We start from the raw sequence: 23,633 nt of genomic DNA on the forward strand, positions 1-23,633 counted from the left end.
ACAATCGCCGGANGACAGCAGCCTGATCCGCAAGGCNCCNTGGAAATTTGTCGGNCTGTGCTTTCTGGTGCTGGNCATTCTCGCCTATTTNCTGTGTGATTACGCCATTCAGTCCCGCCAGCAGGAACTNACGCGGGANGTTCAGAAGCGNCTTGATATTTCCGCGTCCGGCAAGGCGCAAGTGATCGAAACCTGGCTGNATTCCCGCATNGCCGCAACGGACAGAATTGCNAAAAACGACCTGTTCCGCCTCTTTGCAACGGAAATCAGCCTGGCAAAAGACGGNAAGCTGCCAAAGGCNCTCGGNGAACAGCTTCCCTATATGCAGAACGCCTTCACCAGCTTTGCCCGTCAGGAAGGATTGATTGGCGCCTATCTGCTGGGCCGNGACGGCCGCGCCTATCTTGCCTCAGGCGGGGCGCCGACNCTGACCGATNCNCAGCGNGAGGCGGCCCGNGNNCTNNCCGAAAGTTCCGGCGTTACNTTCCTGCCNTTNCGGACNGGGNCNTCCGAACTCGTTTTTGATTATCTTTTGCCCATTCATGCGGCNCAAAATACCGCCGACGGNNNGCNNCAAACAGNCGGNGTTCTGCTTCTGACNTCCCCGGCGTCCGNGGCNCTGGNCAGNCTTNTGAAGCCGAACTCCCTNGGCCATGAAAGNGAAACGACCCGCCTCTTTCAGGAAAGNGACGGNAAATANTTNGAANTNATGGCGACACGCATGCCCTATACCGTCCTGATCGAGGATGACAGCCTCACACCCGGCAATACGGGCTTTCAGGAGCTGACGNGCAAAGATGGCAAACGGATTTTTGCCTCCGGCGCNACNGTGNNGGGAACCGGATTGACTGTNTTCCAGCAGATCGANGCAGACGAAGCGCTTGCTCCCGTCAAGACCTATGCGCTGTTCATCATCGGCCTTGCCGCCAGTTTCCTGGTGATNATCTTTNCCATNCTGATCGTGATTTGGCTTCTCCTGAAAGGACAGAATGTCCGCGCCCTCGCGCATCAGTACCGGGAGTTTGCCGGCCAGATNAATGTCCAGCGCCGCCTGCTCGGCAGCATNAANAATACAATTGACGANTTGATCAGCCTGACGGATCCCGAAGGNCGCTACATTTATGCCAACCCGTCCCTCGCCCGNCTGGCNGANTGCCCGATCCGGTCCATTCCCGGAAANACGGACCGNGACCTGTTTGGNGAAAANGCNGCCCGCGACTTCGCNGAACANGACCGCAAGGCNATTGCNACCGAACAGACGGTCAACGCCTTCGTTGAAATTGACACGCGGGACGGGGTNCGNACGCTGCGTATCGCCAAATCCCGCTTCCTGAATGAAGAAGGTGTTTTTCTCGGCATCGTGACGGTCGCCAGCGANATCACCGATTATGTCGAGCATCANCGNCGCAAGGAGGCCATGGATCGCAAGACCATCACGGTNCTTTCGCAGATGCTGGAGGCNAACGATCCCTACTTGCGNGATCATTCCAACCGTATGGCNCANCTTGCNCGCNATATTTCCAATGAGCTCGGCCTNTCTNCCGATGTTGCCCGCATNATCGACACCGGCGCGCATCTNTCGCAAATCGGNAAGATTTCAATTCCGCGCGAAATCCGCCAGAAGGAAACGCGGTTGACCGAAAAAGAACAGCGNATCATGCAGGGCCATGTCCAGACCGCCGAAAAAATCCTCCTCAATGCGGAAGTCGAAAAGGANATCGTGGATGCNGTCACACAGATCAATGAACATCTGGACGGCAGTGGGTATCCNAAGGGGCTCAGNGCNGACGAAATTGANATTCCGGCACGCATTCTGGGGATGGCCGATATCCTNATTGCNCGAATCTCGCCCCGTTCCTATCGCGAGGCCATCGGCGTAGACGAAGCCATGCGGGTGTTCCGCAACAATCCCGAAAAATACGATCCGCAGATTGTNGACGCCTTGNTGAAATTTTTCGAAACGNCGGAAGGGGCCGCCTTCAAGGCGGAAATNGANGCGAAACGGGGCTGATCAGGATTCGTCGGACACNATATTGCTTTTGGTGAGCATATCCGCAACGCCGGAGACATCCTCCGNNCCGCCNCCGATCTGTAAATCCGTGCCGGAGATGATCAAACGCCCACCGCCGCNCTCCCCGGCCTCNATAAAGTCGATNGGGGCATTCCCCTCGCTCGCGGCNATATTCAGCGCGTCAAACAGGGCATCAAGATCGACCGTTCCGTTGCTATCCAGATCAAGAAAGGCAAGCTCGGCTTTTACCGTCTCNTCCNCCGTGGCNANNTCTTCCACGTCTGGACCAATATCATCTTGCTGGCCATTACTCATGACAACGCTTACCTCCACTTACCCGTTACGGNAAGGATACGGACTGGTTAATTCTTCGTTANCCTATCCGGCAAACAGGCGCCCCTCATCCCTCATATGAGGTAGAATACAACAAATTTCGCTGTTTTTTCATAAAATTTTATGGTTTACGTCACTTTGACAGGGCGGGAATGCGATCCCGGAAGCCATCGGCGAAGAGGGCGACCCCCTCGGATGTGTTCTCCTGGCGGAGGATTGTCGCCACATGCAGGCCCATGATACGATACGCCTCCCCCTCCCGCAGCAGCAGGGGAGAACCGGAATCCCCCTCCGTCGCATCGCACTGATGCAGCAGCATTGTCCCAACAGGTCCCCGCCGGATCGCGTCGATGCGGCAGTTTTCATCCGCCGTCAGCATATGCGCAATATCCCGGCTGTAACCCGCCTGTATAACCGTGAACCCAGTCGCGAGCCCGGCTCTGACATCCTCGCGGGTGATACCGCTGAAACTCAGAAATCCGTGCTTTTCTCCGAGTGGTTCGCGCAATCTGGCAATGGCCCAGTCCTCTTCCACACGCGGGCTTTCCGGGTCCATATCCGGAAATGATTTGCCGCTCGCCAGCGTATAGCTGTCAATCTTCGAATGGGCGCGATAAGCCCCCTTCTCATAGCCGAGAACGAAATGATAGGCACTCGGCACCGCCCATTTCCGCTGCCGCTTGTCCCAGAAACAATGCGCCGCCGTCAAAATGGTGGACGGACCAATGAGAACCGCCGTGCAATGGCTGCCGTTGCGATTGAGGCGGCCAATCGTCCGCCAGGGATAATCGGCGACATTCACCCGCACCCGATTATCATCCCCCTTGATGCCCGGCGCCTGCAATGCCTTGCCCGAAACTGACATGTCGGCTTGCAGTGCTGAGGGCTGCAGCAGGACAGCAAATGCCAGAAAACCTATGATGATCGCCAGCGCCTTCGGGGAATAATGCAAAAGACGCATGGCTTTCTTTCCGCCGTTTTAGCCCGAGAGGCCCGCCCGGCGGCGCAGTTCCTCATCCCGGATGGTGAGTTCCTGCCCGGCGAGATCACTTGCCGCCTCGCTGCACAGCCAGGCTATCACGGTTGCCGGATCCGCGGCGGGGGCGAGTGAGGAACGCGGCAGTTTGCTGACCTCGTTAATGCCGGAGGCACGGATCAACCCCTGCATGTCCGTATCGACGACGCCCGGTGCAAAGCCATAAACGCGCACGCCCTTGTCCGCCGCCTCAAGTGCGGTTGCGCGGGTCAGCATGAATACGCCTGCCTTGCCGGAACAATAGGCGCTCCATCCTTCCATCGGGTTATGCGCGGCACCGGAGCTGATGTTGACGATCACACCCTGTTTCTGTTCCAGAAACCGCGGCAGGACGGCGCGGGTGCCATGATAGACACCCAGGAGATTGACGGAAATATTGCGTGCCCAGTCTTCCGGGTCGCTGGTGGCAATGGCCCCGATGGGGTCCACAATCCCCGCATTGTTGATGATGGCATCAAGGCGGCCATACCGGTCCAGCGTTTCAGCGACCAGCCGCTCCACCGCGGCATAATCGGCCACATCGCAGCTGGCGGCGAAGGCCTCACCGCTTCTGTTCTTGATTTCCTCCATCACGCCGCTGCAGGAGGCGGCAGAGCGGGCACTCAGGCAGAGTTTCGCGCCGCTGTCCGCAAGGGCCAGAGCCGCCGCCGCACCAATGCCCCGGCTTGCCCCGGTGACGATAATGGCCTGATCTTTCAGTGACTGCATGGTTTGGCTCCGTATTAATATCTCAGAATGAGGAATTCGGCTGTGTCAGAAACTCTTTTTCTTCCGGCGTACTTTCCCGGCCGAGCTGCTTGTTGCGATGGGGAAAACGACCAAAGCGTTCGATAATGACATAGTGCTTCTCGGCATAATCCAGCAACTCCGCATCGCCAAGCGCCTTGAAAAGCTCCACCGACAGCTTCTGGTCTTCCAGATCCTCGCTATGCTCAAACGGCAGGGCCGCGAACTGTTTCTGGAACTTGTTCAACTCCCCATAAAAACCACGTTCAATCATATGCCGTGCAATTTCCCGCGCCTTGCNATCGGCGGAAAAGGCCCGCGCCGTATCACGGAACATATTGCGGGTGAACTGGTCAAACAGCANGATGAGNGCGAGCGAGCCTTTCGCCGTTTCGGCCCAGTCAAGCCGCTCNCCTGCCTCCGCCTTTTCAAAATCATCCAGNAANCGGGNNGTGATTTCGGCATCAAACNCNGNGTTTTTTTCGAACCATGCCCGGCGCGGCGTGCCNTANTCCTTNTCGTCTTCGGGCAGAAACCAGAAGTCGAGAATTTCCTGAACGCGGTCCATGACAGTCTCCTCTACANATTCGGGNCGCCGGATGCNGGCNTTGCGTTATCTTCNTGGGGAAACTTATAGGCGGCAGCCGGGCCTGACAAGACGGGGAAGCGGTTATTCANGTCTTTTTCCAGAAGGAACGGATNTCCGCCGCCGAAAGCCGGAACACATCCTCGGCTGTCAGACGNTAATAACGGACAAGCGCGCCCAGCAGGGANAGCTCCCGNAGATAGTCATCCTCGGTCTGATAGCGGGCGCAGATTTCCTGATCACTCATCAGATGCAGGGTGCGCAGCAGCATCGCAAGACGGAACCGGTTGCCNGCNCGGGTCTGGTCGGCGGACCGCCGCGCCATGCCTATGAACTGGTCGGCCGCCGCGAAAAGCCGCTCATCGGGATGGATCAGGACGCTCNACCGNACAAACTGGCGACAGAGACGGGCNATAAACCGGCTTTGCGGCAGNTTGCCCTGCTCAAGATATTTGCGCACCACCAGGCGNCGGCACACCACCATCTTGCGCGGCATCAACCGNGCCAGGCATANAAAGGCCGGGGCATANAANGTCAGTTGATGAAAGGATAGCCGCTTCTCAATNAACCGGTACTCCCCGAACCAGAAACGCGCCTGCACCGCNGGAAGGCTCGCCAGCTCCCCTTCGATGCTGTCCCGCAGCGCCGCGCGCACGGCCCNTTCCTCGCGCAGAANNNTTTCCTGATGTTCGCGNGCCGCNGGGCAGTTAATGAAAGCGGAGACAGGCCAGCCGCCAATGCGGCGTTTGCCTGCTTTCCANGGCAGNCNACTCCGGGGCTTCAGAAGATTGGAGGATGCGAGAGCATCCGTNTCGTCATCCGTCATCGGTACCCGCCATCAGAATGTCACATATGACTGCCCTGACGCGCGGCGAAGNGTATCCGTGATGATCCAGCGGCCGTTTTCAGGCGGAAATGGTNGAAACGCTCATCTTGATGGGGCCGTCTTTGCGCTTGTTCCAGAACTGCGACACGTAAGGGTCATCCGTNCGNACAGCCTCCTGCACATCGCCGGTCCAGACAACACGGCCTTCATGCAGCATCGCAATGCGATCNGAGATGATNCGCGCCGTCAGCANNTTNCTNGTGATGGCAATCACCGTACTGTCCAGNTCCCGCACNTTGTTGAAGATCTGGTCNTTGATGACATTGCTCATAATCGGNTCGAGGCCCGCCGTCGGNTCATCCAGAAATAAAATCGGCGGGTTTCCGGCAATGGCACGGGCAAAGCCGACCCGCTTCTGCATGCCGCCNGANAGNTCCGCCGGATANAGATCNGCCACATCCGCCGACAGCCCGACAGAGCGNAGCTTCTCAATGGCCAGCGCCTTGACCTTGGCCTTCGTCATGCCGGGCTGCTGCGCCAGNCGAAAGCCGATATTCTCCCACACNCGCATGCNATCNAACAGGCCNGAGCGCTGGAACAGGATGCCNAAGTTGCGGAAAAAATCCATGCGNTCCTTCTCGGGCAGGTCCGTCACCTCTTCCCCNTCGAGGAGGACGGANCCGCTGTCCGGCTTGACAAGNCCGAGAATGCATTTGAGCGTCAANGTCTTGCCGGACCCGGACGGGCCGATCAGCGTGAGAATCTCTCCGCTCTTTACCTCCAGATTGATCCCNTTGAGGACGGGNACCCCGTCAAAGCTCTTATAGAGATCCCGGACGACAATCTTATTTTCCGCAGACTTCACCATGGNNCGAAACTACAGGATAAGNACGCAAAAACAAACTGCATTCTGCAAGATATGNCGCCCGCNATGTGAAGATGTCTAGGCGACCTTGCGCAAGAGGTATAAAANGAGGTCATGGAAGAAATACTGAATAAAATTCCGGCGTTCGAGCCGGGCTCCGTCTGGCTGGTTGGCGCNGGCCCCGGCGATGCCGGTCTGCTCACCNTATATGCGGTTGCCGCCCTCCGCCAGGCCGATGTGCTGGTCTATGACGCGCTGGTCGATCAGGAAATCCTCTCGCTGACCGGACCGGACACAATTCTGGAATATGCCGGCAAGCGCGGCGGCAAGCCCTCCGCCAAGCAGAAAGACATTACCGAACGGCTCATCGCCCTCGCGCGGGAGGGGAAGAAAGTCCTGCGGCTGAAAGGCGGCGATCCCTATATCTTTGGCCGCGGCGGGGAGGAGGCATTGACCCTCGCCGCGCACGGCATTCCCTTCCGGGTCATACCGGGGATTTCCTCCGGCGTCGGCGGGCTTGCCTATGCGGGCATTCCCCTTACCCACCGGGAAACCAACTCCGCCGTCACCTTCCTGACCGGCCATGATGCCAGCGGGGAGGTTCCCAGCGTGAAATGGGAGCATATCGCCAAAGGCTCCCCCGTGATCGTCATCTATATGGGCATGAAGCATATCGCCACCATTGCCGAGCGGCTGATTGAATACGGCCGCTCAAAAGACGAGCCGGTCGCCGTCATCTTCCGCGCCACGCTGAAGGATCAGGCGGTGGTCACCAGCACTTTGGAACAGGTTGCGGGCGACGTTGAAAAAAGCGGCCTCAAGCCGCCCGCGCTGATCGTCGTCGGGGAAACGGTTGCGCTCAGCCCCGAACTCGACTGGTTCACCCGGACACTGCCCGGGTCTCGCAAAAATCAAGAATAGCGGCTTTCTGAAACCGGCCAGAACGCCATAATAGTTGACTCAGTCAATAGGTTTGTTGACCTGGTCAATTATTTTGCCATTTGCGGAAAATTCAGGAGCTGTTTTTACGGGGCTTTACGCGCGCCGTCGGTTCCGCCTGCATCGGATCATCGGGCCAGTAATGTTTCGGATATCGACCCTTTAAATCCTTTTTGACATCCGCATAAGTGGTTCGCCAAAAGCTCGCGAGATCCTGCGTGATCTGCACCGGTCGCCGCGCCGGGGAGAGAAGATGAACTGAAACTGTCACCTGCCCTTCAGCCAGCTTCGGCACCTCTTCAAGGCCAAAGATTTCCTGAAGACGGACAGCGAGAACCGGCGCCTCCGGCGTTGAATAATCAAGGCGGATGTTTGATCCGCTCGGCACCGAAATGGCGCGGGGGGCGAATTTTTCAAAGCGGGCGAGCTTGTCATACCCCAGCGTTGCTTTCAGGATCTCGAGCAGATCGAGCTTTTGAATATCGGCAAGCGAGGAAAGCCCCGCCAGATAGGGCAGCAACCAGTCTTCCAGCCCCGCCTCCAGTGCGGATAATGAGAAATCCGGCCAGCCGCCGTCCGCATCATGCAGCCGCGCAAATTTCACCCGTTCGACAAAGGCGCGGCTTTCCTCATCCCACGGCAGGCTTCGAAGGTCCTTGCCCCGGATCGCGCCCAGCAGGGCATGAGCAATTTCATCGGGCAGCGGTGATTTGAGACGCCGACTTTCAAGTATGAGCGCGCCCAGTCTGCGCTCCGTGACCGCGACGACGCGCGCTTTTTTGTCGTCCCAATAAACGCGGCGCTCCTCCCGGATATCCGCTGCGAAAAATTCCTCTATCTCCGCGGCGGTAATCGGGGCCGCAAGATCGATGCGTGCATCCCGCCCCTTGCCATCCAGCGCGGCCGCGACAAGATAAGGCTCCCCCGTCAGACGGTCATTCTCATTCAGCCGCGCCCCACGCCCGCCGGACAGCCGGTATTGGACCTGACTGCCGGACCGGAGTTCCCCGATCCGGTCGGGATAGGCAAAGGCGAGCAGCAGGCCCGCGCTTGCCGTGCCTGTCCCTGTCGCGCCCGGTTCTGACATCCGCCGGAGTAAATCCTCACTGACTTTCAGCACCTGCGCCGCCAACCCACCGCCTTTTCGCGTCCGCGCAGCCGTGAGGATCTCCAGCCGGGCGCGGATATCGGCATTGGAAAAATCCGCATCCCGGCGCAGGATATCCCGTTCAGAGAGCAACGCGGCTATATCAGCGGCGAGCGGAACCACCTTCAGCGCCCGAGCCTTCAGCATCATGCCGGCAAGGCGGGGATGCAATGGCAGGCGCAGGATTTCCCGGCCGAGCGGCGTGATACGCCCGTCCCTATCCAGCGCGCCGAGCGCCTGTAACAACTCCCGCCCTTGTGCAATCGGACCCGGCGGTGGCGCATCCATCCAGAAAAGTTCTTCCGCCCCGTCGGCGCCCCAGTTGGCGAGTTCCAATACAAAGCCGCAAAGATCCGCCGTCATGATTTCCGGCGGCGTAAAGTCAATCAGGCCGCGATCTTCCGCCGCTGTCCAAAGGCGATAGCAAACACCCGGACCAAGACGGCCCGCCCGGCCGCGCCGCTGATCGGCGGAGGCGCGGGAGACGCGGCGCGTGACCAGCGCGCTCATACCGCTGCCGGGATCAAATACGGGAGCGCGGGATAGACCCGCATCAACCACAATGCGCACCCCTTCAATGGTCAGGCTGGTCTCCGCAATATCGGTCGCAAGGACGACTTTCCGCCGTCCCTCCACATCGGGCTGGATCGCTTTTTCCTGATCGCGCAGGGAAAGATTGCCATAGAGCGGCGTCAATAGAACGCTGTGTATCCGTGCGGTGTCTTCCAACAGGCTGACCGTCCTCTGGATTTCTCCGACGCCGGGAAGAAAAACAAGGATATCCCCCGCCTCCTCCCGAAGGGCCTGCTGCACCGTCTCCGCCGTGACGGCCTCAATCCGTTTGGCGGGCTTGCGCGGCAGGAAGCGCGTTTCAACCGGATATTGTCGCCCGTTACTGCGGATAACCGGCGCGTCCCCAAGCCGCCGGGAAAGACGGTCAGTGTCAATGGTCGCGGACATGATCAGCAGCTTCAGATCATCGCGGAACACCTCCTGCACCTGCCGGGTGAGGGCGAGGCCGAGATCGGTTTGCAGGCTGCGTTCATGAAATTCATCAAAGATGACGAGACCGACCCCGGCAAGTTCGGGATCCGACTGCAGGCGGCGGGTCAGGATTGCCTCGGTCACCACTTCAATGCGCGTCTTTTTCCCGACCTTGTTTTCAAGCCGGACGCGATAGCCGACCGTTTCCCCCACCGTTTCCCCGAGGAGGGAGGCCATGCGGTGCGCCGCCGCCCGGGCGGCGAGACGGCGCGGCTCCAGCATGATGATCTTCTGATCCGCGGCGATAACAGATTGCAGAAGGAACAGCGGCACAAGGGTGGTCTTTCCGGCGCCGGGTGCCGCCTCCAGTATTACCGTATTGGCCGCCCCAAAAGCCGAAGACAAGGGCGTCAACGCGTCCACAACGGGCAGGCCGGTATTTGCAAAGTCGGGTTTCATGCGCCTTTATATGCCCGCAAGTCGCCGCCACGCCAACAGGGCAAAGGGGCCGCGACTGCTGCGGACGCTCTCCGCCCCTTGCGATAATGTGACCAAAGAAGCCATAGGCAGCCTGTCATTCATGTGGCATTATGCAAACGGCCATCCCCGCGCATTGCAAAAATTCAAGATTCAATAACCTCTTACGCCGCATCATGCTACAACAGATTGCCGAAATAGAAGCCCATTCCCTCACCGCCATTCCCGCCCTCAGGACGGAAGTTTATGACGGCTGGCACTTGCGCTTTGCCCGCAACCATACACGGCGGGCCAATTCGGTCAATGTCGTCACGCATGGCGTCTTGCCCCTTCCGGAAAAGATTGCACATTGTGAAACAGCCTATGCGGCCGAACGGCAAACATGCCATTTCCGCCTGACTCCCCTTGCCAATCCGGAGCTGGATGCCTGCCTGGAGGCGCGGGAATATGGTTATTTCGGTGAGACGGAAGTGCGGATACAGGAACTTGCCGGTGATCTCACCCTTGATCCGGGCAAGGATCTTGTCAGCTATGACCCCGCGTCGGAATTCTGGCTGAAAGGCATTGCCGCCCTGACCGGGCAGGATAAATCAAAGCAGCAGGTCTTTCGCGAGATGCTCTCCCTCATCGACATGCGGATCCATGCCATTGGCATTCTCTGCGGCAAGCAGATTGTCGCCTGCGGTATGGGGGTCAGCGCGGGCTCATACCTCGGCCTGTTCGAATTCGCCACGCACAGGAAATTCCGCCGCCGTGGGTTCGCCGGGCGTATCGCGAGACATATGCAGGCAGAGGCCCAGGAATCAGGCGCGAAAGCCGCCTATCTCCAGGTCGTCGCCGAAAATCGGCTGGGGCAGGATTTCTGGGCCGAGATGGGCTTTGTTGACGTGCTGTATCGCTATCATTACCGGACAAGGCTATAGGGCGAGGGTGAGCGACGGATCGTCAAAGAAGATTTCGTCGCAATTCTCCCCCGGACCGCCGCGGTCTATCACCAGAAAATCACTCGTCGCCTCCAATGCCAGTACGGGATGATGCCAGGTCCCGGCGTGATAGTTGACGCCCTGATGACCGCCTGCCCGAAAGGCGCGGAGCGCCTTTCTGTCAACGGTCTCTCCCTTTGGTGCGACAAGAACGAGATAGGGCCGCCCCTGCAACGGGATAAAGGCCTGACTGCCTTTCGGATGCCGCTCCACCAGCCTGATGACAAGTGGATATTGCAACGGCTCGGCGCGGAAGATATTGACGAGAACGCGCCCCTCGGCATCTGTTTCAACACGCGCGAGATCATGAAAGCGCGTTGTCGATCCGTTATTGATAAGGAAATTCTGCGCGCCCGCCGTCTCGATCACATCGCCAAAGGGTGCGAAAGCCTCTCTGGTCAGCGGTTCAATGGGGATCGGCATGGATTACCTCGCGATCCGCCCGAACAGGCGCAGGCGGCTCACCCCGCCGTCAGGAATGATATTCAGGCGGACATGACTGACAGGGCCGATATCGACGACTTCCTTCTCGAAGGCATGAATGGCGTCCATGGACAGCGGCTGCTCCGGCAACAGGGTTTTCCAGAACATGCTCTGGGTGACCAACGATTGCTCCGTCCCACCGGTGACAAGCGCCCCCTGAATGGAACACCTATCCGGGTAGTTCCCCTTGAAATGGGCCGTATCCACTTCGACTTTCGAAATCACGCCGGCATGACCGAGGGCGATGATCGCCCAGTCATTCCCAGGTTCCCGCCGTCGCCGCGTCTCCCATCCATCGCCCATGTTCACGCCCCGACCGGGCATCAGGATTTGCGACGGGCTTCCATAATGCTGATCACTGGCCGCAATGCCGCGGCCGCCGTTCAACAGCGCCGCCAGATCAATCACCTCTGTGCTATCGCGCTGCTGCCAGTTACATTGCACCTCCCCATAGACCCGCAGGCGGGCAACGCCGCCATCGGGATAGATATTAAGACGCAAATGGCTCCACGTTCCGCCATTTGCTATGGCATGCAGATGGTGATTGTTTCCTAGTAAACTAACGGAGGGGAGAATTTCCGTCCAGACGGTCTCCGCATCCGGCTCCCCATCCACAAGGCAGGCGTCAATGGAGGCGGCAGGCGGGAAATTACCGGTGAAATGGCTGGTATCGATATCGACCCCATGCAGGATACCCGGCAACGCCAGGCGGATGATGCAGTAATCATACCCTCCATTGCGACGGCGGCGGCTTTCCCAGCCGTCCATCCATTTCCCGTTATCATCATATTTGCCCGCGATAAAGACAGGCGACGCCGGATCAATCAGCCGTGATTTATCCGCGAAAAAATCATCCGTCGCAAAGGTAACCTCTGCCCCCAGACGCGGCGAAGCAAGATCAGTATATTTTGCGGCAAACGCGGCAGCTTCAACCATAACTATATTCTCCAACCTTTCCATGATACGCGGCTATGCCGCAAGGGCAGCAAGCCGGAACCGCGCAATCCGGTTAATTTCAGTAAGCGCCCGGGCAAATTCAGTTTCCCTGTCATTATGCAGCCGGGCGGCAAAACCCGCCAGTATTTCATGGCGATTGCTGTTCTTGACGGCCATGATGAAGGGGAAACCGAATTTATCGCGATAAGCCCGATTATAGGCCTGAAACTGATGGAACTCTTCCTCCGTGCATTGATCAAGGCCCGCGCCCGCCTGCTCCGATGTTGACGCAGGCGTCAGTTCCCCACTGATGGCCGCCTTGCCCGCAAGATCGGGATGCGCTGCCACAAGCGCCTGCTTCTCGCTGAGACTGGCCTGATCGACAATTCGCACCATCATCTCCGCCATTGTCTCAATCTCATCATGCGCCTCGGTAATTCCGGCAGCCCACGCCCGTTCCGCCACCCAGGGGGAATGCTCATAAATACTTCCGAATCGCGCCGCAAACTGAACCTTGTTCATTTTACTAGGCAGCATTTTAAATCTCGGCATCAGCGCACACCATCCAACTTTGGCGGATGCTTTTCATGCCAATGCCGGGCGATATCTATGCGGCGGCAGAACCAGACCCGATCATGCCCCCGCGCATATTCGATAAAGCGTTTCAGGGCAGCAAGGCGACCCGGCCTGCCAACCAGGCGACAATGCAACCCGATCGACATCATTTTCGGACTGGTTTGCCCTTCCTCATACAGGGTATCGAAGCTGTCCTTCAGGTAGGTGAAGAACTGATCGCCACTGTTAAACCCCTGCACGGCGGCAAAGCGCATGTCATTGGCATCGAGGGTATAGGGGATAACCAGCTGCGGCCTGCCCGTTTCATAATGCCAGTAAGGCAGGTCATCATCATAGGCATCCGCGTCATATAGAAAGCCCCCTTCTTCCGCCACCAGGCGCCGGGTGTTGGGGCTGGTCCGTCCGGTATACCAGCCGAGCGGATGGGAGCCTGACAGCCGTTCGATTATCTCGATGGCTTTCTGCATATGGGCGCGTTCCACTGCCTCCGGCACATATTGATAATTGATCCAGCGATAGCCATGGCTGCATATTTCGTGGCCGAGATCGACGAAAACCCGGGCGATATCCGGATGCCGTTCCAGCGCCATGGCAACGGCGAAGATGGTCAGTGGAATATCGTAACTTTCAAACAGCTTCAGAATCCGCCAAACACCTGCACGGGACCCATATCCATAGAGGGATTCCATGCTGATATGGCGCACACCGGGAAGCGGCACCGCATTGGTGATTTCAGAGAGAAACGCCTCCGACGCGTCATCACCATGCAGGATATTATTCTCGCCCCCCTCTTCGTAATTAAGGACAAACTGCATCGCGATACGGGCATTACCCGGCCATTCTGGATCGGGCGGCATTCCGCCATAGCCGATCATGTCGCGCGGATAACCGTTCATTTCCTCGTCTCCCTTCCGCCTTTTCCGACCGTTCGGCCCGGTTTTGCGAATATGGCGTAGAGATCGGCCGCCGCCTCCCTGTCTTCAAGATGAAGCTGGTCCTCACAGGTCTGGAGATGGTCCCGCATCAAAGCAACGGCCGCGGGTTCGTCTCCCGCATCAATGGCACGGATAATTTCCATATGCTCATCGCAGCCGCAGGACGACGCATTGCCTTTTTGATACTGTAAAATAATAAGGGAAGTGCGGGTTACCAGCTCCCTCAAATAGACGGCAAGGGTCTCATTCCCCGCGATGGCCGCCAGCCGCAAATGAAAGTCGCCAGATAGCCGGACCCATCCCGGGTGATCGCCCTTATCGAGGCTGGCCCGCTCCGCCGCGACGGACAGGCGCAAGGCTTTTATATCCTCCGGCGAGGGCTTGCGGATAACCTCACGGATGATGCCTTCCTCAATCAGGCGCCGGGCCTGCAAAACCTCGCGGGCCTCATCCGGCGTCGGTTCCGCCACGAAAGCCCCGCGGTTCGGATGGATCTGCACTATCCTTTCATGGGCCAGCCGTTGCAAAACTGAGCGGATCATGGTCCGGCTGACGCCAAAAATCTCACCCAGCGCATCTTCGGCAAGCTTGGTTCCGGGGGCCAGTCGCTGTTCAAAAATCGCAGCCAGCACTTCCGCATAAATAAGGTCAATTTGCGAGACCTTGCGGGATGGGGCTTCAGTCCGGTTAACCGCGGCTGTTGGGGCAGTCCGGTTCATCTGTATCCTTCAACCTTAATTGCTTCCCTTTTTGGATAATACAATATCATATATAATTGTATACAAAATAAATAAATTATGTGGACAATACGCCTTGCCTCATGCAGAGTTTACCCCCTGACCTGATACCGGCAGGCATATGGCACTGTCCTTCCAAGGATACGCATGGGAAAGCTGACAACGCATATTCTGGATACTTCTACCGGAAAGCCGGGCGCCAATATTCGCATTGAGCTTTTTCGCCTTACCGACAGCAATAAAAAGCTGATCACCCACAACACAACCAATCCCGATGGCCGCACCGATGCGCCGCTGCTGGAAGGCGCGGCATTTAATACCGGGACTTTTGAGCTGGTTTTTCACGTCGGACCCTATTTTGACAGGACGGGTCTTTCCCTTCCCGATCCGAAATTCTTGGACGAGGTTGTTATTCGTTTCGGCATCGCAGATAAGGATCAACATTATCATGTGCCACTGCTGATTTCCCCTTACGGCTATTCGACCTATCGCGGCAGTTGAGGCAAGGGCAGGCAGGCATGAAAGAGATCCCCCTCCCATGACATCCTACCGCCAGCGCATCAAATACATTCATCACGGCCGGATTGTCGAGCTCGGCGCCGTTGATCCGACCATGACATTGCTCAACTATCTGCGATATGAAAAGGCGCTTACCGGCACCAAAGAGGGCTGCGCGGAGGGCGATTGCGGTGCCTGCACCGTTGTGCTCGGGGAGGCCGGGGAAGACGGCATTCGCTATCAGGCCGTCAATGCCTGCATCCAGTTCCTGCCGACTATCGATGGTAAGGAACTGATCACGGTTGAGGATCTGAAGGATGAGGATGGCGCGCTTCATCCCGTACAGCAGGCGATGGTGGAGGCAAACGCGACGCAATGCGGCTTCTGTACGCCGGGGTTTGTTATGTCGATCTTCGCGGATATGCATAACGGCGCGACCACCGACCGGCAGCATATTGATGACGTGCTGGCGGGCAATCTCTGTCGCTGCACCGGTTACGGCCCGATTGTCGAAGCGGCCAGAAACATCGCAGGAGCGGGGACAAAGGATCACTTCCACGAACGGGAGGGAGAGACTCTTTCTCTCCTGAAGAGGCTCGCGGCGGAAGATACGCTGCATTTCACCTGGCAGGGCCGGCATTATTATGCCCCGGATACAGTCGAAGAACTCGCAGATATCCTGGACCGGCACCCGGATGCAACCCTTGTCGCCGGGGCGACCGATGTCGGGCTTTGGATAACCAAACAGCACCGCACACTGCCCGTAGTTGTCTATCTTGGCAAAGTCACCGCGCTGCAGAAGATCACACAAACTGCCGAAGGGCTGCTCATCGGCGCGGGCGTCACGTATAGCGCCGCATGGCCTACCCTCAGCGATTTTCACCCCGATCTTGGGGAGTTGGTCCGGCGTATTGCTTCTACCCAGATCCGCAATTGCGGCACCATTGGCGGGAATATTGCAAACGGTTCCCCCATCGGCGATATGCCGCCCGCCCTCATCGCCCTCAATTCCCGGCTGCGCGTGCGATCAAAGGCCGGGGTGCGGGAAATCCCGCTGGAGGAATTCTTTATCGACTACGGTAAACAGGATTTACGGGAGGGAGAGTTTGTCGAAACTGTTTTCATCCCTGTCCCTGCTGTGGGCGCGCATTTCGCCACCTACAAGATATCCAAACGCTTCGATCAGGACATCTCCGCCCTCTGCGGCGCCATGTCGCTCTATCTGGAGAAAAGCATTGTGGCGGATATCCGCATCTGCTTCGGCGGGATGGCGGGCACGCCGAAGCGCGCGACAACCGTTGAAACCGCGCTGATCGGCAAGTCATGGGACACGGCCACTCTCGATATCGCTCTCAACCGGATGGGGGAGGATTATGCCCCCTTGAGCGACATGCGGGCGAGCCGGGAATATCGCCTTTTGGCGGCAAAAAATCTGCTGCGCAAGTTCCTGATTGAAACGACAGACTCCGGCACCGCCACCCGCATTGTCGGCGTGAAAGGGATTGCCCATGCGTAACCCGCCGCTCAGTCAGACTGTTATTCGCGGGGCGGTTCATAGCCCCCGCCCCCATGACAGCGCCGCCCGACAGGCGGCCGGCGACGCACTTTATATTGACGATATCGCAGAGGCGAAAAACCTTCTGCATCTATACGTCGCCCAGAGTGAGAAGGCCCACGCCCGCATCGTCAGAATGAATCTCGATGCCGTCCGCGCCGCGCCGGGCGTGGTTACTGTGCTGACCGCCCGCGATGTGCCGGGGGAGAATGACGCCTCCCCCATTGCTGGGGATGATCCCGTCTTTGCGGAAGATATCGTCGAATATGCGGGACAATCGCTTTTCGCCGTCGCCGCCGACAGCCTTGCGCAAGCCCGCACCGCCGCAAAGCTGGCCATCGTTGAGTATGAGGCACTCCCCGCAATCGTCACAATTGACGAGGCGCTTGCCGCCGAAAGCTTTGTCCTGCCGAGCCGGGAAATGCGCCGCGGCAATGCCGCAAAGGCCATTCGCAAGGCGAAGCACAGGCTGAAACAGCATTTTGCAATCGGCGGGCAGGATCATTTTTATCTGGAAGGGCAGATCGCCCTCGCGCTGCCGGGGGAAGACGGCGACATTTTTCTCCATTCCTCCACCCAGCATCCAACGGAAGTGCAGCATAATGTTGCGAAATTCCTCAACCTGCCCGATCACGCCATAACGGTGGAAGTGCGGCGTATGGGCGGCGGGTTTGGCGGCAAGGAAACGCAGGGCGCGTGGTTCGCCTGCATTGCCGCGCTCGCGACGCGGCTGACCGGCCGTCCCGCCAAGCTGCGTCTTGACCGGGATGACGATATGATCATGACCGGCAAGCGCCATGACTTCACCGTCACGGTCGAAATGGGGTTTGACGATGACGGCCGGGTAAGCGGCGCGGAATTCACTTTCGCTTCCCGCTGCGGGCGGTCCGTGGATTTATCCGCGTCCATCAACGACCGGGCAATGTTTCACGCGGACAACTGCTATTACTTTGAAAATGTCACCATCATTTCCCACCGCTGCAAGACACACACGGTGTCCAACACCGCCTTCCGGGGGTTTGGCGGGCCGCAGGGAATGCTCGCCCCTGAACGTATGATGGATGCCATCGCCTGCTATCTTGACAAGGATCCGCTCGCGGTGCGGAAAATCAATCTCTATGGCAAGGATCGCCGCAACATTACCCCCTATCAGATGGAGGTGAGCGACAATATCGCGCCGGAGATCATTGCCGACCTGGAAAAAAGCGCAAATTATGCAAACCGCCGCGCGGCCATTCGCGCCTTCAACCAGGGCAGCCCATATTTAAAAAAGGGGATTGCCCTGACACCCGTCAAATTTGGCATTTCCTTCACCGCGACACATATGAACCAGGCGGGAGCCCTGCTGCATATCTATACCGATGGCAGTGTGATGATCAATCACGGCGGCACAGAGATGGGCCAAGGGCTTTACATCAAAGTGGCGCAGGTTGTTGCTGAAGTTCTCCAGATTGATATTGAACGGGTAAAAATCACCGCGACACGAACGGATAAAGTTCCCAACACCTCTCCCACCGCTGCCTCCTCCGGCGCGGATCTGAATGGCAAGGCGGCAGAGGCGGCGGCGCTGACGCTTAAACGCCGCCTGACCGATTTTGCCGCCACGCATTATGTGGTTGATCCGTCAGAAGTTCATTTCCTGCCCAATCGCATCCGTGTCGGCAAGCGCACCATCGCTTTCCGCGATCTTGTGCAACAGGCCTATATGGCCCGTATCTCCCTCTCCGCCACCGGTTTTTACCGCACTCCGAAAATCCATTATGATCCGCAAAGCTACAGCGGGCGGCCCTTCTATTACTTCGCCTACGGAGCGGCGGTTTCGGAAGTCATCATTGACACGTTGACGGGAGAAAACAAAGTCATTGCCGTCGATATCCTGCATGATGCGGGACAGAGTCTGAACCCGGCCATCGACCTTGGGCAGATCGAAGGTGGATATATTCAGGGGCTCGGCTGGCTGACAACAGAGGAACTTTTTTTCGACGGCAAGGGCATCCTCAAAACTCACGCGCCGTCCACTTACAAGATCCCCGCCTGCAGCGACCGTCCCGAGCATTTCAACATGCAGATTTTTGCACGCGGCAAAAATGCGGAGGAAACGATTTTCCGCTCCAAAGCGGTGGGGGAGCCGCCCTTCATGCTCGCCATCTCCGCCTTCAACGCCATAGCCGATGCCATATCCAGCGTTACTGATTATAAAGCATACCCCGATCTTGACGCTCCCGCGACCCCGGAACGCGTCCTGCTGGCAGTTGACCGTTTACGCCAAAGAGCACATGCCAGCAAGGCGGGGGCGAAATGAGCAATTGGGCCGAGATCGCCGGGCGGTATGACCCCCAACAACATGGGCCTGCCGTCCTGATCACCGTTGGCACCGTTCGCGGATCAACCCCGCGCGAGACAGGCGCCACCATGCTGGTCACGCAAACCCATTGCTTTGGTACCATCGGCGGCGGCAATCTGGAGTACCGCGCCATCAGCAAGGCGCGCAAATTGCTACAAAGCCCGGATGAGACGATGCTGCTGCGCCTCCCTCTCGGGCCGGAGCTGGGGCAGTGCTGCGGCGGATATGTAGAGCTTCTGATGGATCGCCCGACTGACGATTTCCTATTTAATATTTTTAACCGGTTTAATAAAAATAATACGGAATGCGTTTTATTATCGCAATGGGACGGCCGCAAAGTCTCGCGCCGTATTATTGATGTCGCGGACAGCCTGGCACTTCTTGATGCCCCTCTGCGTCTAGCCGCAACGCGTCGTTTAATAAACACCGGAGCAGAAATTATCCGGCCCGCCGGAGATGGGGTGCCTGATACGGACGGCTTCACCCTTCTGCAGTCCCTTTCCGATGCTGAATTTCACGTCACCCTGTTTGGCGCCGGACATGTGGGCAAGGCGCTCATCTCCGCCCTTTCTCCGCTCTCTTGTAAAATTAACTGGGTCGATCAGAGGGCATCGGAATTTCCCGCCAGGCTCCCGCCCAACGTTACCAGATTTATCACCGACAGCCCGGAAAGTGTGATTGCGAAAAGCCCGGCGCGCGGTTACTTTCTTATTATGACGCATAGCCATCAACTTGATCTGGAAATCTGTGAAATGCTGCTCGCATCGCGGCCGGAGGCAAACTTCATCGGACTGATCGGGTCGCAGACGAAAAGAAGCAGATTTGAAAAGCGGCTTGCCGTCAGAGGGTTCCAGGCCAATGAGATTTCCCGGATAACCTGCCCCATCGGACTGGCGGAGCTTGAAGGAAAGCGGCCTGCGGAAATTGCTCTTGGCGTTGCCGCAGATTTGTTGAGACGCCATCAGGCGGACATAAAGAATAACGCGGAAAACTGCGACGAAAGAAGGTATGGCCTGATTGGAAAATAAGGCACGCGGGATCGGATAAGGGGGTTATATATGCGATTTCAAGGGTGGCGGAATGAGTGAAACGGGGGGCGGCGCGCCCCAGCTTGAATTGAGGGGGATCACCAAGGCCTACCCGGGATGCCTTGCCAATGATCATATCGATCTGAAAATCATGCCGGGTGAAATCCATGCGCTGCTCGGCGAAAATGGGGCGGGGAAAAGTACGCTCGTCAAGATCATCTACGGCGTTCTGGCCGCCGATGAAGGGGATATCCTCTGGGAAGGAGTTCCCGTTACCATCCCTAATCCGCACGGTGCCCGCAAGATCGGCATTGGCATGGTGTTTCAGCATTTCTCGCTGTTCGAGGCTATGACGGTAAGCGAGAATATCGCCCTTGGCCTGCCCGGACGGCAAAATATGCGATCTCTCGAAAAGCAGATCATTGACGTATCGAAAAACTATGGCCTGCCGCTTGATCCGCAACGTCAGGTCCATACCCTGTCCGTCGGCGAGAAACAGCGGATCGAAATTGTCCGCTGCCTGTTGCAGAATCCGAAACTGCTGATCATGGATGAACCGACATCCGTTCTCACGCCGCAGGAAGCGGAAAAAATGTTCGAAACCCTGCGCCGCCTTGCCACCGAAGGGGTCTCGATCCTCTATATCAGCCATAAACTCGACGAGATAAGGGCGCTCTGTCACAAGGCGACAATCCTGCGCGGGGGCAAATTCATCAATGAATGTGATCCGACAAAGGAAACCGCAAAAACTCTTGCCGAGATGATGATCGGTAGCAGCCTGCGCGCGCCTGCGCATCACAAGGCCGTCAAAGGAGGTGATGTTCGCCTCAAGGTCCGGAACTTGACTGTCCCTGCGACGACGGAATTTGGCATCAGCCTTAAGGACATCAGCTTCAATGTGAAAAGCGGTGAAGTCTTTGGTATTGCCGGAGTTGCCGGAAATGGCCAGATCGAGCTGTTATCCGCGCTGAGCGGCGAAACCCGCAGCCAGGCGGCGGATGCCGTTACACTTGATGGTGAATATATCGGCTGGCTTTCGCCGAACGAACGGCGCGACCTTGGCCTTGCCTTCGTGCCCGAAGACCGGCTGGGCCACGGGTCCGTGCCGGAAATGACGCTTTCCGAAAACGCGTTCCTAAGCGGTTACAACCGCATGAAACTGATAAGTGCAGGGTTTATCAACAACATCTCTTCTGCCCGTTATGCGACTGATATCGTCAGAAAATTCGATGTCCGCACACCTGGCATTTTCCATACGGCCAACTCACTTTCCGGCGGCAATCTACAGAAATTCATTGTCGGACGCGAAATCCTGCAAAAACCCGACGTCATTATCGTCGCTCACCCCACATGGGGCGTCGATGCCGGTGCGGCGGCCTTCATTCATCAGACGCTGATCGATCTTGCAGAGAAAGGCGCCGCGGTCCTTGTGATCAGTCAAGATCTCGACGAACTTTTCGCCATCAGCAACCGGATCGCCGTAATCTCCGAGGGACGTCTGTCAGCCGCCAAGTCATTAAAGGAGATTACAGTCGAGGAAATCGGCCTCCTCATGGGCGGCACCCATGGCACGGGCGCGCCAAAGGAGGCATCTCATGTGGCTTAAGATCGAAAAGCGCCCCGAATACTCAAAGGGAATGGTATATGCAACGCCCCTGATTGCGCTGCTGCTTACCGTCCTCTCCAGCATCATTTTGTTCGAAGTGCTCGGCGTCAATCCGATGGAGGCGCTCTACCAGTTTTTTGTCGCTCCGCTTGATTCCACCTATGGCTTCTCCGAACTGTTTGTAAAGGCGACCCCGCTAATCCTCTGTGCGATCGGCTTGTCCGTCGGGTTTCGCGCCAATGTCTGGAATATCGGTGCGGAAGGACAGCTCCTCATGGGCGCGATCTTCGGCAGCAGCCTGTTTATCTATTACCCTGAAACGGAAAGCGTTTTCCTGTTGCCTGTCATGATCCTGATGGGCGCAGTCGGCGGCGCGGCCTGGGCGGCCATTCCGGCGGTATTGAAAACACGCTTCAATGCCAACGAGATTTTGACCAGCCTGATGCTGGTCTATGTGGCGGGCCTTATCCTGTCGTTTCTTATCCACGGGTCGTGGCGCGACCCGGCGGGCTTCAACTTCCCCGAATCCCAGACTTTCAGCGACAGCGCGGACATGCCGATCCTGATTGCGGGGACCCGCATGCACCTTGGCACCCTGCTCGCCCTGCTGGCTGTCCTCGGCACCTGGATCATGATGGCGAGGACGCTGATCGGGTTTCAGGTCAAGGTGATCGGCGAAGCCCCGCGCGCTGGCGGCTATGCCGGGTTCAGCCAGAAAAAAATCATCTGGTTCTCCCTGCTTTTCAGCGGCGCGCTCGCCGGAATCGCGGGCATATCGGAAGTCAGCGGCCCCATTGATCAGGTCGTGCCGGTGATTTCACCGGGCTATGGCTTTACGGCCATCATCGTTGCCTTCCTCGGGCGGCTGCATCCTGCGGGCATTTTCTTCGCCGGGCTGCTTATGGCGTTGACCTACCTCGGCGGAGAAACGGCGCAAATCAACCTCGGCCTGCCGCTCGCAGTGACCGGTGTCTTTCAGGGCATGGTACTGTTCTTCCTGCTCGCCAGCGATGTACTTATCCATTACCGGTTCCGGTGGAATTTCTCCACAAAGGCGGTGTCCTGATGAGTGGATTTGACTGGATCGTACCCGTGTTTCTGACAGTCATTACGGCCGCAACACCGCTTGTCTTCGCCGCAATAGGCGAGCTTGTCTCGGAAAAGTCAGGCGTGCTCAATCTTGGGGTGGAGGGAATGATGCTGGTCGGCGCGGCGACCGGTTTCATTGCCGTAACCGTGACCGGCAGCTATTTCCTGGGCGTTGCCGCCGCCGCCTTCGCCGGCGCCGCGATGGCGTTGCTTTTTGGCATCCTGACGCTCTCTCTTATGGCCAATCAGGTCGCAACGGGTCTCGCCCTGACACTTTTCGGGGTTGGCCTCAGCGCCCTGATGGGACAGGATTTTGTCGGAGTACCGGTGGACGCCCTGACCAAGCTCAACATTCCCGGCCTTTCCGACATTCCCTTCCTTGGCCCGATCCTGTTTGCCCAGGACGCCCTGGTCTATCTTTCCATTATTATGGTCGGAGTTGTGGGCTGGTTTCTCTATAAAACCAAAGCGGGGCTTATCCTGCGGGCGGTGGGCGATTCCCATGACGCCGCCCATGCCATCGGGTATCCGGTTATCGCCATCCGATATCTTGCTGTTCTATTCGGCGGCGCCATGTCCGGTATTGGTGGCGCCTATCTATCGCTTGCCTACACTCCGATGTGGGCTGAAAATATGACAGCAGGTCGTGGCTGGATCGCCCTCGCGCTGATCGTTTTTGCCACATGGAAGCCCGGCCTGGTTCTGCTCGGCGCCTATATGTTTGGCGGCATCACCATTTTGCAACTGCACGCGCAGGCCGCCGGTCTCGACGTTCCCTCGCAATTCCTGTCGATGCTGCCATATGTGGCAACCATCGTTGTTCTTGTTCTGATATCGAAGGATCAGTCGCGCATTCGCAAACATGCCCCGGCTTGTATCGGCAGGGTGTTCCATCCGGCGGCATAAGGAAATATTTTACCATCAAAAAGACAA

At 57.8% G+C, this 23,633-nt stretch carries 19 protein-coding genes and 1 pseudogene; 10 read left to right on the forward strand and 10 right to left on the reverse strand.

Annotated elements, in window-relative coordinates:
• The first annotated feature begins 721 nt into the window (after positions 1–721).
• Positions 722–2,011, forward strand: coding sequence for an HD-GYP domain-containing protein (locus tag CMN55_RS15200; RefSeq protein WP_293950820.1), 1,290 nt, complete (start codon positions 722–724; stop codon positions 2,009–2,011).
• Positions 2,012–2,477: 466 nt separating this feature from the next.
• On the opposite strand, the gene CMN55_RS15205 is transcribed toward CMN55_RS15200, so the two are convergent.
• The 4 genes from CMN55_RS15205 to CMN55_RS15220 all read right to left on the reverse strand — a co-directional run bounded on the left by CMN55_RS15205 (position 2,478) and on the right by CMN55_RS15220 (position 6,386).
• Positions 2,478–3,305, reverse strand: a complete 828-nt coding sequence (locus CMN55_RS15205; protein ID WP_293950822.1) for a trypsin-like serine peptidase — start codon at positions 3,303–3,305, stop codon at positions 2,478–2,480.
• A gap of 18 nt (positions 3,306–3,323) precedes the next feature.
• Complete coding sequence (locus CMN55_RS15210) at positions 3,324–4,088, reverse strand: SDR family NAD(P)-dependent oxidoreductase (RefSeq protein ID WP_293950824.1); 765 nt, start codon at positions 4,086–4,088, stop codon at positions 3,324–3,326.
• Between the two features lie 22 nt (positions 4,089–4,110).
• Positions 4,111–4,674, reverse strand: a complete 564-nt coding sequence (locus CMN55_RS15215) for a DUF924 family protein (protein ID WP_293950826.1) — start codon at positions 4,672–4,674, stop codon at positions 4,111–4,113.
• Positions 4,675–5,597: 923 nt separating this feature from the next.
• Positions 5,598–6,386, reverse strand: coding sequence for an ABC transporter ATP-binding protein (locus CMN55_RS15220; protein ID WP_293950828.1), 789 nt, complete (start codon positions 6,384–6,386; stop codon positions 5,598–5,600).
• A 111-nt stretch (positions 6,387–6,497) separates the two neighbouring features.
• Here CMN55_RS15220 and cobA point away from each other — a divergent pair.
• Positions 6,498–7,262, forward strand: a pseudogene (gene cobA / locus CMN55_RS15225) (uroporphyrinogen-III C-methyltransferase); the annotation flags it as partial.
• Positions 7,263–7,395: 133 nt separating this feature from the next.
• Here cobA and hrpB read toward each other — a convergent pair.
• Entirely contained in the window at positions 7,396–9,912 is a 2,517-nt protein-coding gene (gene hrpB, locus CMN55_RS15230) for an ATP-dependent helicase HrpB (RefSeq protein ID WP_293950831.1), read from the reverse strand.
• Between the two features lie 194 nt (positions 9,913–10,106).
• Between hrpB and CMN55_RS15235 the strand changes: the two genes are divergently transcribed.
• Positions 10,107–10,853, forward strand: coding sequence for a GNAT family N-acetyltransferase (locus CMN55_RS15235; protein ID WP_293950833.1), 747 nt, complete (start codon positions 10,107–10,109; stop codon positions 10,851–10,853).
• Here the strand turns inward: CMN55_RS15235 and CMN55_RS15240 are convergent.
• From CMN55_RS15240 to CMN55_RS15260, 5 genes are read right to left on the reverse strand one after another with little or no spacing between them, the layout of a single operon-like run.
• The gene (locus CMN55_RS15240) at positions 10,848–11,336 is read right to left on the reverse strand and encodes an ureidoglycolate lyase (RefSeq protein WP_293950835.1); all 489 of its coding nucleotides are present in this window, start codon (positions 11,334–11,336) and stop codon (positions 10,848–10,850) included. The two genes, CMN55_RS15235 and CMN55_RS15240, sit on opposite strands and share 6 nt — an antisense overlap.
• Before the next feature lie 3 nt (positions 11,337–11,339).
• A complete protein-coding gene (alc, locus tag CMN55_RS15245) occupies positions 11,340–12,332 on the reverse strand; it encodes an allantoicase (RefSeq protein WP_293950837.1) in 993 nt (330 codons plus the stop codon).
• A gap of 33 nt (positions 12,333–12,365) precedes the next feature.
• On the reverse strand, positions 12,366–12,884 hold the full coding sequence (gene uraD / locus CMN55_RS15250) for a 2-oxo-4-hydroxy-4-carboxy-5-ureidoimidazoline decarboxylase (RefSeq protein WP_366932088.1): 519 nt from the start codon (positions 12,882–12,884) through the stop codon (positions 12,366–12,368).
• The gene (gene puuE, locus CMN55_RS15255; protein ID WP_293950841.1) at positions 12,884–13,804 is read right to left on the reverse strand and encodes an allantoinase PuuE; all 921 of its coding nucleotides are present in this window, start codon (positions 13,802–13,804) and stop codon (positions 12,884–12,886) included. The genes uraD and puuE overlap by 1 nt, the downstream gene beginning before the upstream one ends.
• Entirely contained in the window at positions 13,801–14,562 is a 762-nt protein-coding gene (locus tag CMN55_RS15260; RefSeq protein WP_293950843.1) for a GntR family transcriptional regulator, read from the reverse strand. The genes puuE and CMN55_RS15260 overlap by 4 nt, the downstream gene beginning before the upstream one ends.
• 165 nt (positions 14,563–14,727) lie before the next feature.
• Here CMN55_RS15260 and uraH point away from each other — a divergent pair, with 165 nt between their 5' ends.
• The 7 genes from uraH to CMN55_RS15295 are packed head-to-tail and all read left to right on the forward strand — an operon-like array spanning position 14,728 to position 23,606.
• Positions 14,728–15,081, forward strand: coding sequence for a hydroxyisourate hydrolase (gene uraH / locus CMN55_RS15265; protein ID WP_293950845.1), 354 nt, complete (start codon positions 14,728–14,730; stop codon positions 15,079–15,081).
• A 37-nt stretch (positions 15,082–15,118) separates the two neighbouring features.
• A complete protein-coding gene (gene xdhA, locus CMN55_RS15270; protein ID WP_293950847.1) occupies positions 15,119–16,594 on the forward strand; it encodes a xanthine dehydrogenase small subunit in 1,476 nt (491 codons plus the stop codon).
• The gene (gene xdhB, locus CMN55_RS15275; protein WP_293950849.1) at positions 16,587–18,935 is read left to right on the forward strand and encodes a xanthine dehydrogenase molybdopterin binding subunit; all 2,349 of its coding nucleotides are present in this window, start codon (positions 16,587–16,589) and stop codon (positions 18,933–18,935) included. Before xdhA ends, xdhB begins: the two co-directional genes overlap by 8 nt.
• Positions 18,932–20,005 (forward strand): xanthine dehydrogenase accessory protein XdhC, encoded by a 1,074-nt coding sequence (xdhC, locus tag CMN55_RS15280; protein ID WP_293950851.1) that lies wholly within the window; start codon positions 18,932–18,934, stop codon positions 20,003–20,005. Before xdhB ends, xdhC begins: the two co-directional genes overlap by 4 nt.
• Positions 20,006–20,057: 52 nt before the next feature.
• Entirely contained in the window at positions 20,058–21,611 is a 1,554-nt protein-coding gene (locus CMN55_RS15285) for an ABC transporter ATP-binding protein (RefSeq protein WP_293950853.1), read from the forward strand.
• Positions 21,601–22,677: an ABC transporter permease gene (locus CMN55_RS15290; protein WP_293950855.1), complete on the forward strand. Its 1,077-nt coding sequence runs from the start codon at positions 21,601–21,603 to the stop codon at positions 22,675–22,677. Before CMN55_RS15285 ends, CMN55_RS15290 begins: the two co-directional genes overlap by 11 nt.
• On the forward strand, positions 22,677–23,606 hold the full coding sequence (locus CMN55_RS15295) for an ABC transporter permease (protein WP_293950857.1): 930 nt from the start codon (positions 22,677–22,679) through the stop codon (positions 23,604–23,606). Before CMN55_RS15290 ends, CMN55_RS15295 begins: the two co-directional genes overlap by 1 nt.
• Positions 23,607–23,633 lie beyond the last annotated feature (27 nt).

This window comes from Sneathiella sp. (genome assembly GCF_002694385.1).
Taxonomy (GTDB): Bacteria; Pseudomonadota; Alphaproteobacteria; order Sneathiellales; family Sneathiellaceae; genus Sneathiella.

Coding starts and splice junctions, on each gene's coding strand:
- CMN55_RS15235 (WP_293950833.1), top strand. CDS start 10,107: ATGCTACAACAGATTGCCGAAATAGAAGCCCATTCCCTCACCGCCATT.
- CMN55_RS15210 (WP_293950824.1), bottom strand. CDS start 4,088: ATGCAGTCACTGAAAGATCAGGCCATTATCGTCACCGGGGCAAGCCGG.
- CMN55_RS15290 (WP_293950855.1), top strand. CDS start 21,601: ATGTGGCTTAAGATCGAAAAGCGCCCCGAATACTCAAAGGGAATGGTA.
- uraH (WP_293950845.1), top strand. CDS start 14,728: ATGGGAAAGCTGACAACGCATATTCTGGATACTTCTACCGGAAAGCCG.
- uraD (WP_366932088.1), bottom strand. CDS start 12,884: ATGCCGAGATTTAAAATGCTGCCTAGTAAAATGAACAAGGTTCAGTTT.
- xdhC (WP_293950851.1), top strand. CDS start 18,932: ATGAGCAATTGGGCCGAGATCGCCGGGCGGTATGACCCCCAACAACAT.
- hrpB (WP_293950831.1), bottom strand. CDS start 9,912: ATGAAACCCGACTTTGCAAATACCGGCCTGCCCGTTGTGGACGCGTTG.
- CMN55_RS15205 (WP_293950822.1), bottom strand. CDS start 3,305: ATGCGTCTTTTGCATTATTCCCCGAAGGCGCTGGCGATCATCATAGGT.
- alc (WP_293950837.1), bottom strand. CDS start 12,332: ATGGTTGAAGCTGCCGCGTTTGCCGCAAAATATACTGATCTTGCTTCG.
- CMN55_RS15285 (WP_293950853.1), top strand. CDS start 20,058: ATGAGTGAAACGGGGGGCGGCGCGCCCCAGCTTGAATTGAGGGGGATC.
- CMN55_RS15240 (WP_293950835.1), bottom strand. CDS start 11,336: ATGCCGATCCCCATTGAACCGCTGACCAGAGAGGCTTTCGCACCCTTT.
- CMN55_RS15260 (WP_293950843.1), bottom strand. CDS start 14,562: ATGAACCGGACTGCCCCAACAGCCGCGGTTAACCGGACTGAAGCCCCA.
- puuE (WP_293950841.1), bottom strand. CDS start 13,804: ATGAACGGTTATCCGCGCGACATGATCGGCTATGGCGGAATGCCGCCC.
- xdhA (WP_293950847.1), top strand. CDS start 15,119: ATGACATCCTACCGCCAGCGCATCAAATACATTCATCACGGCCGGATT.
- CMN55_RS15295 (WP_293950857.1), top strand. CDS start 22,677: ATGAGTGGATTTGACTGGATCGTACCCGTGTTTCTGACAGTCATTACG.
- xdhB (WP_293950849.1), top strand. CDS start 16,587: ATGCGTAACCCGCCGCTCAGTCAGACTGTTATTCGCGGGGCGGTTCAT.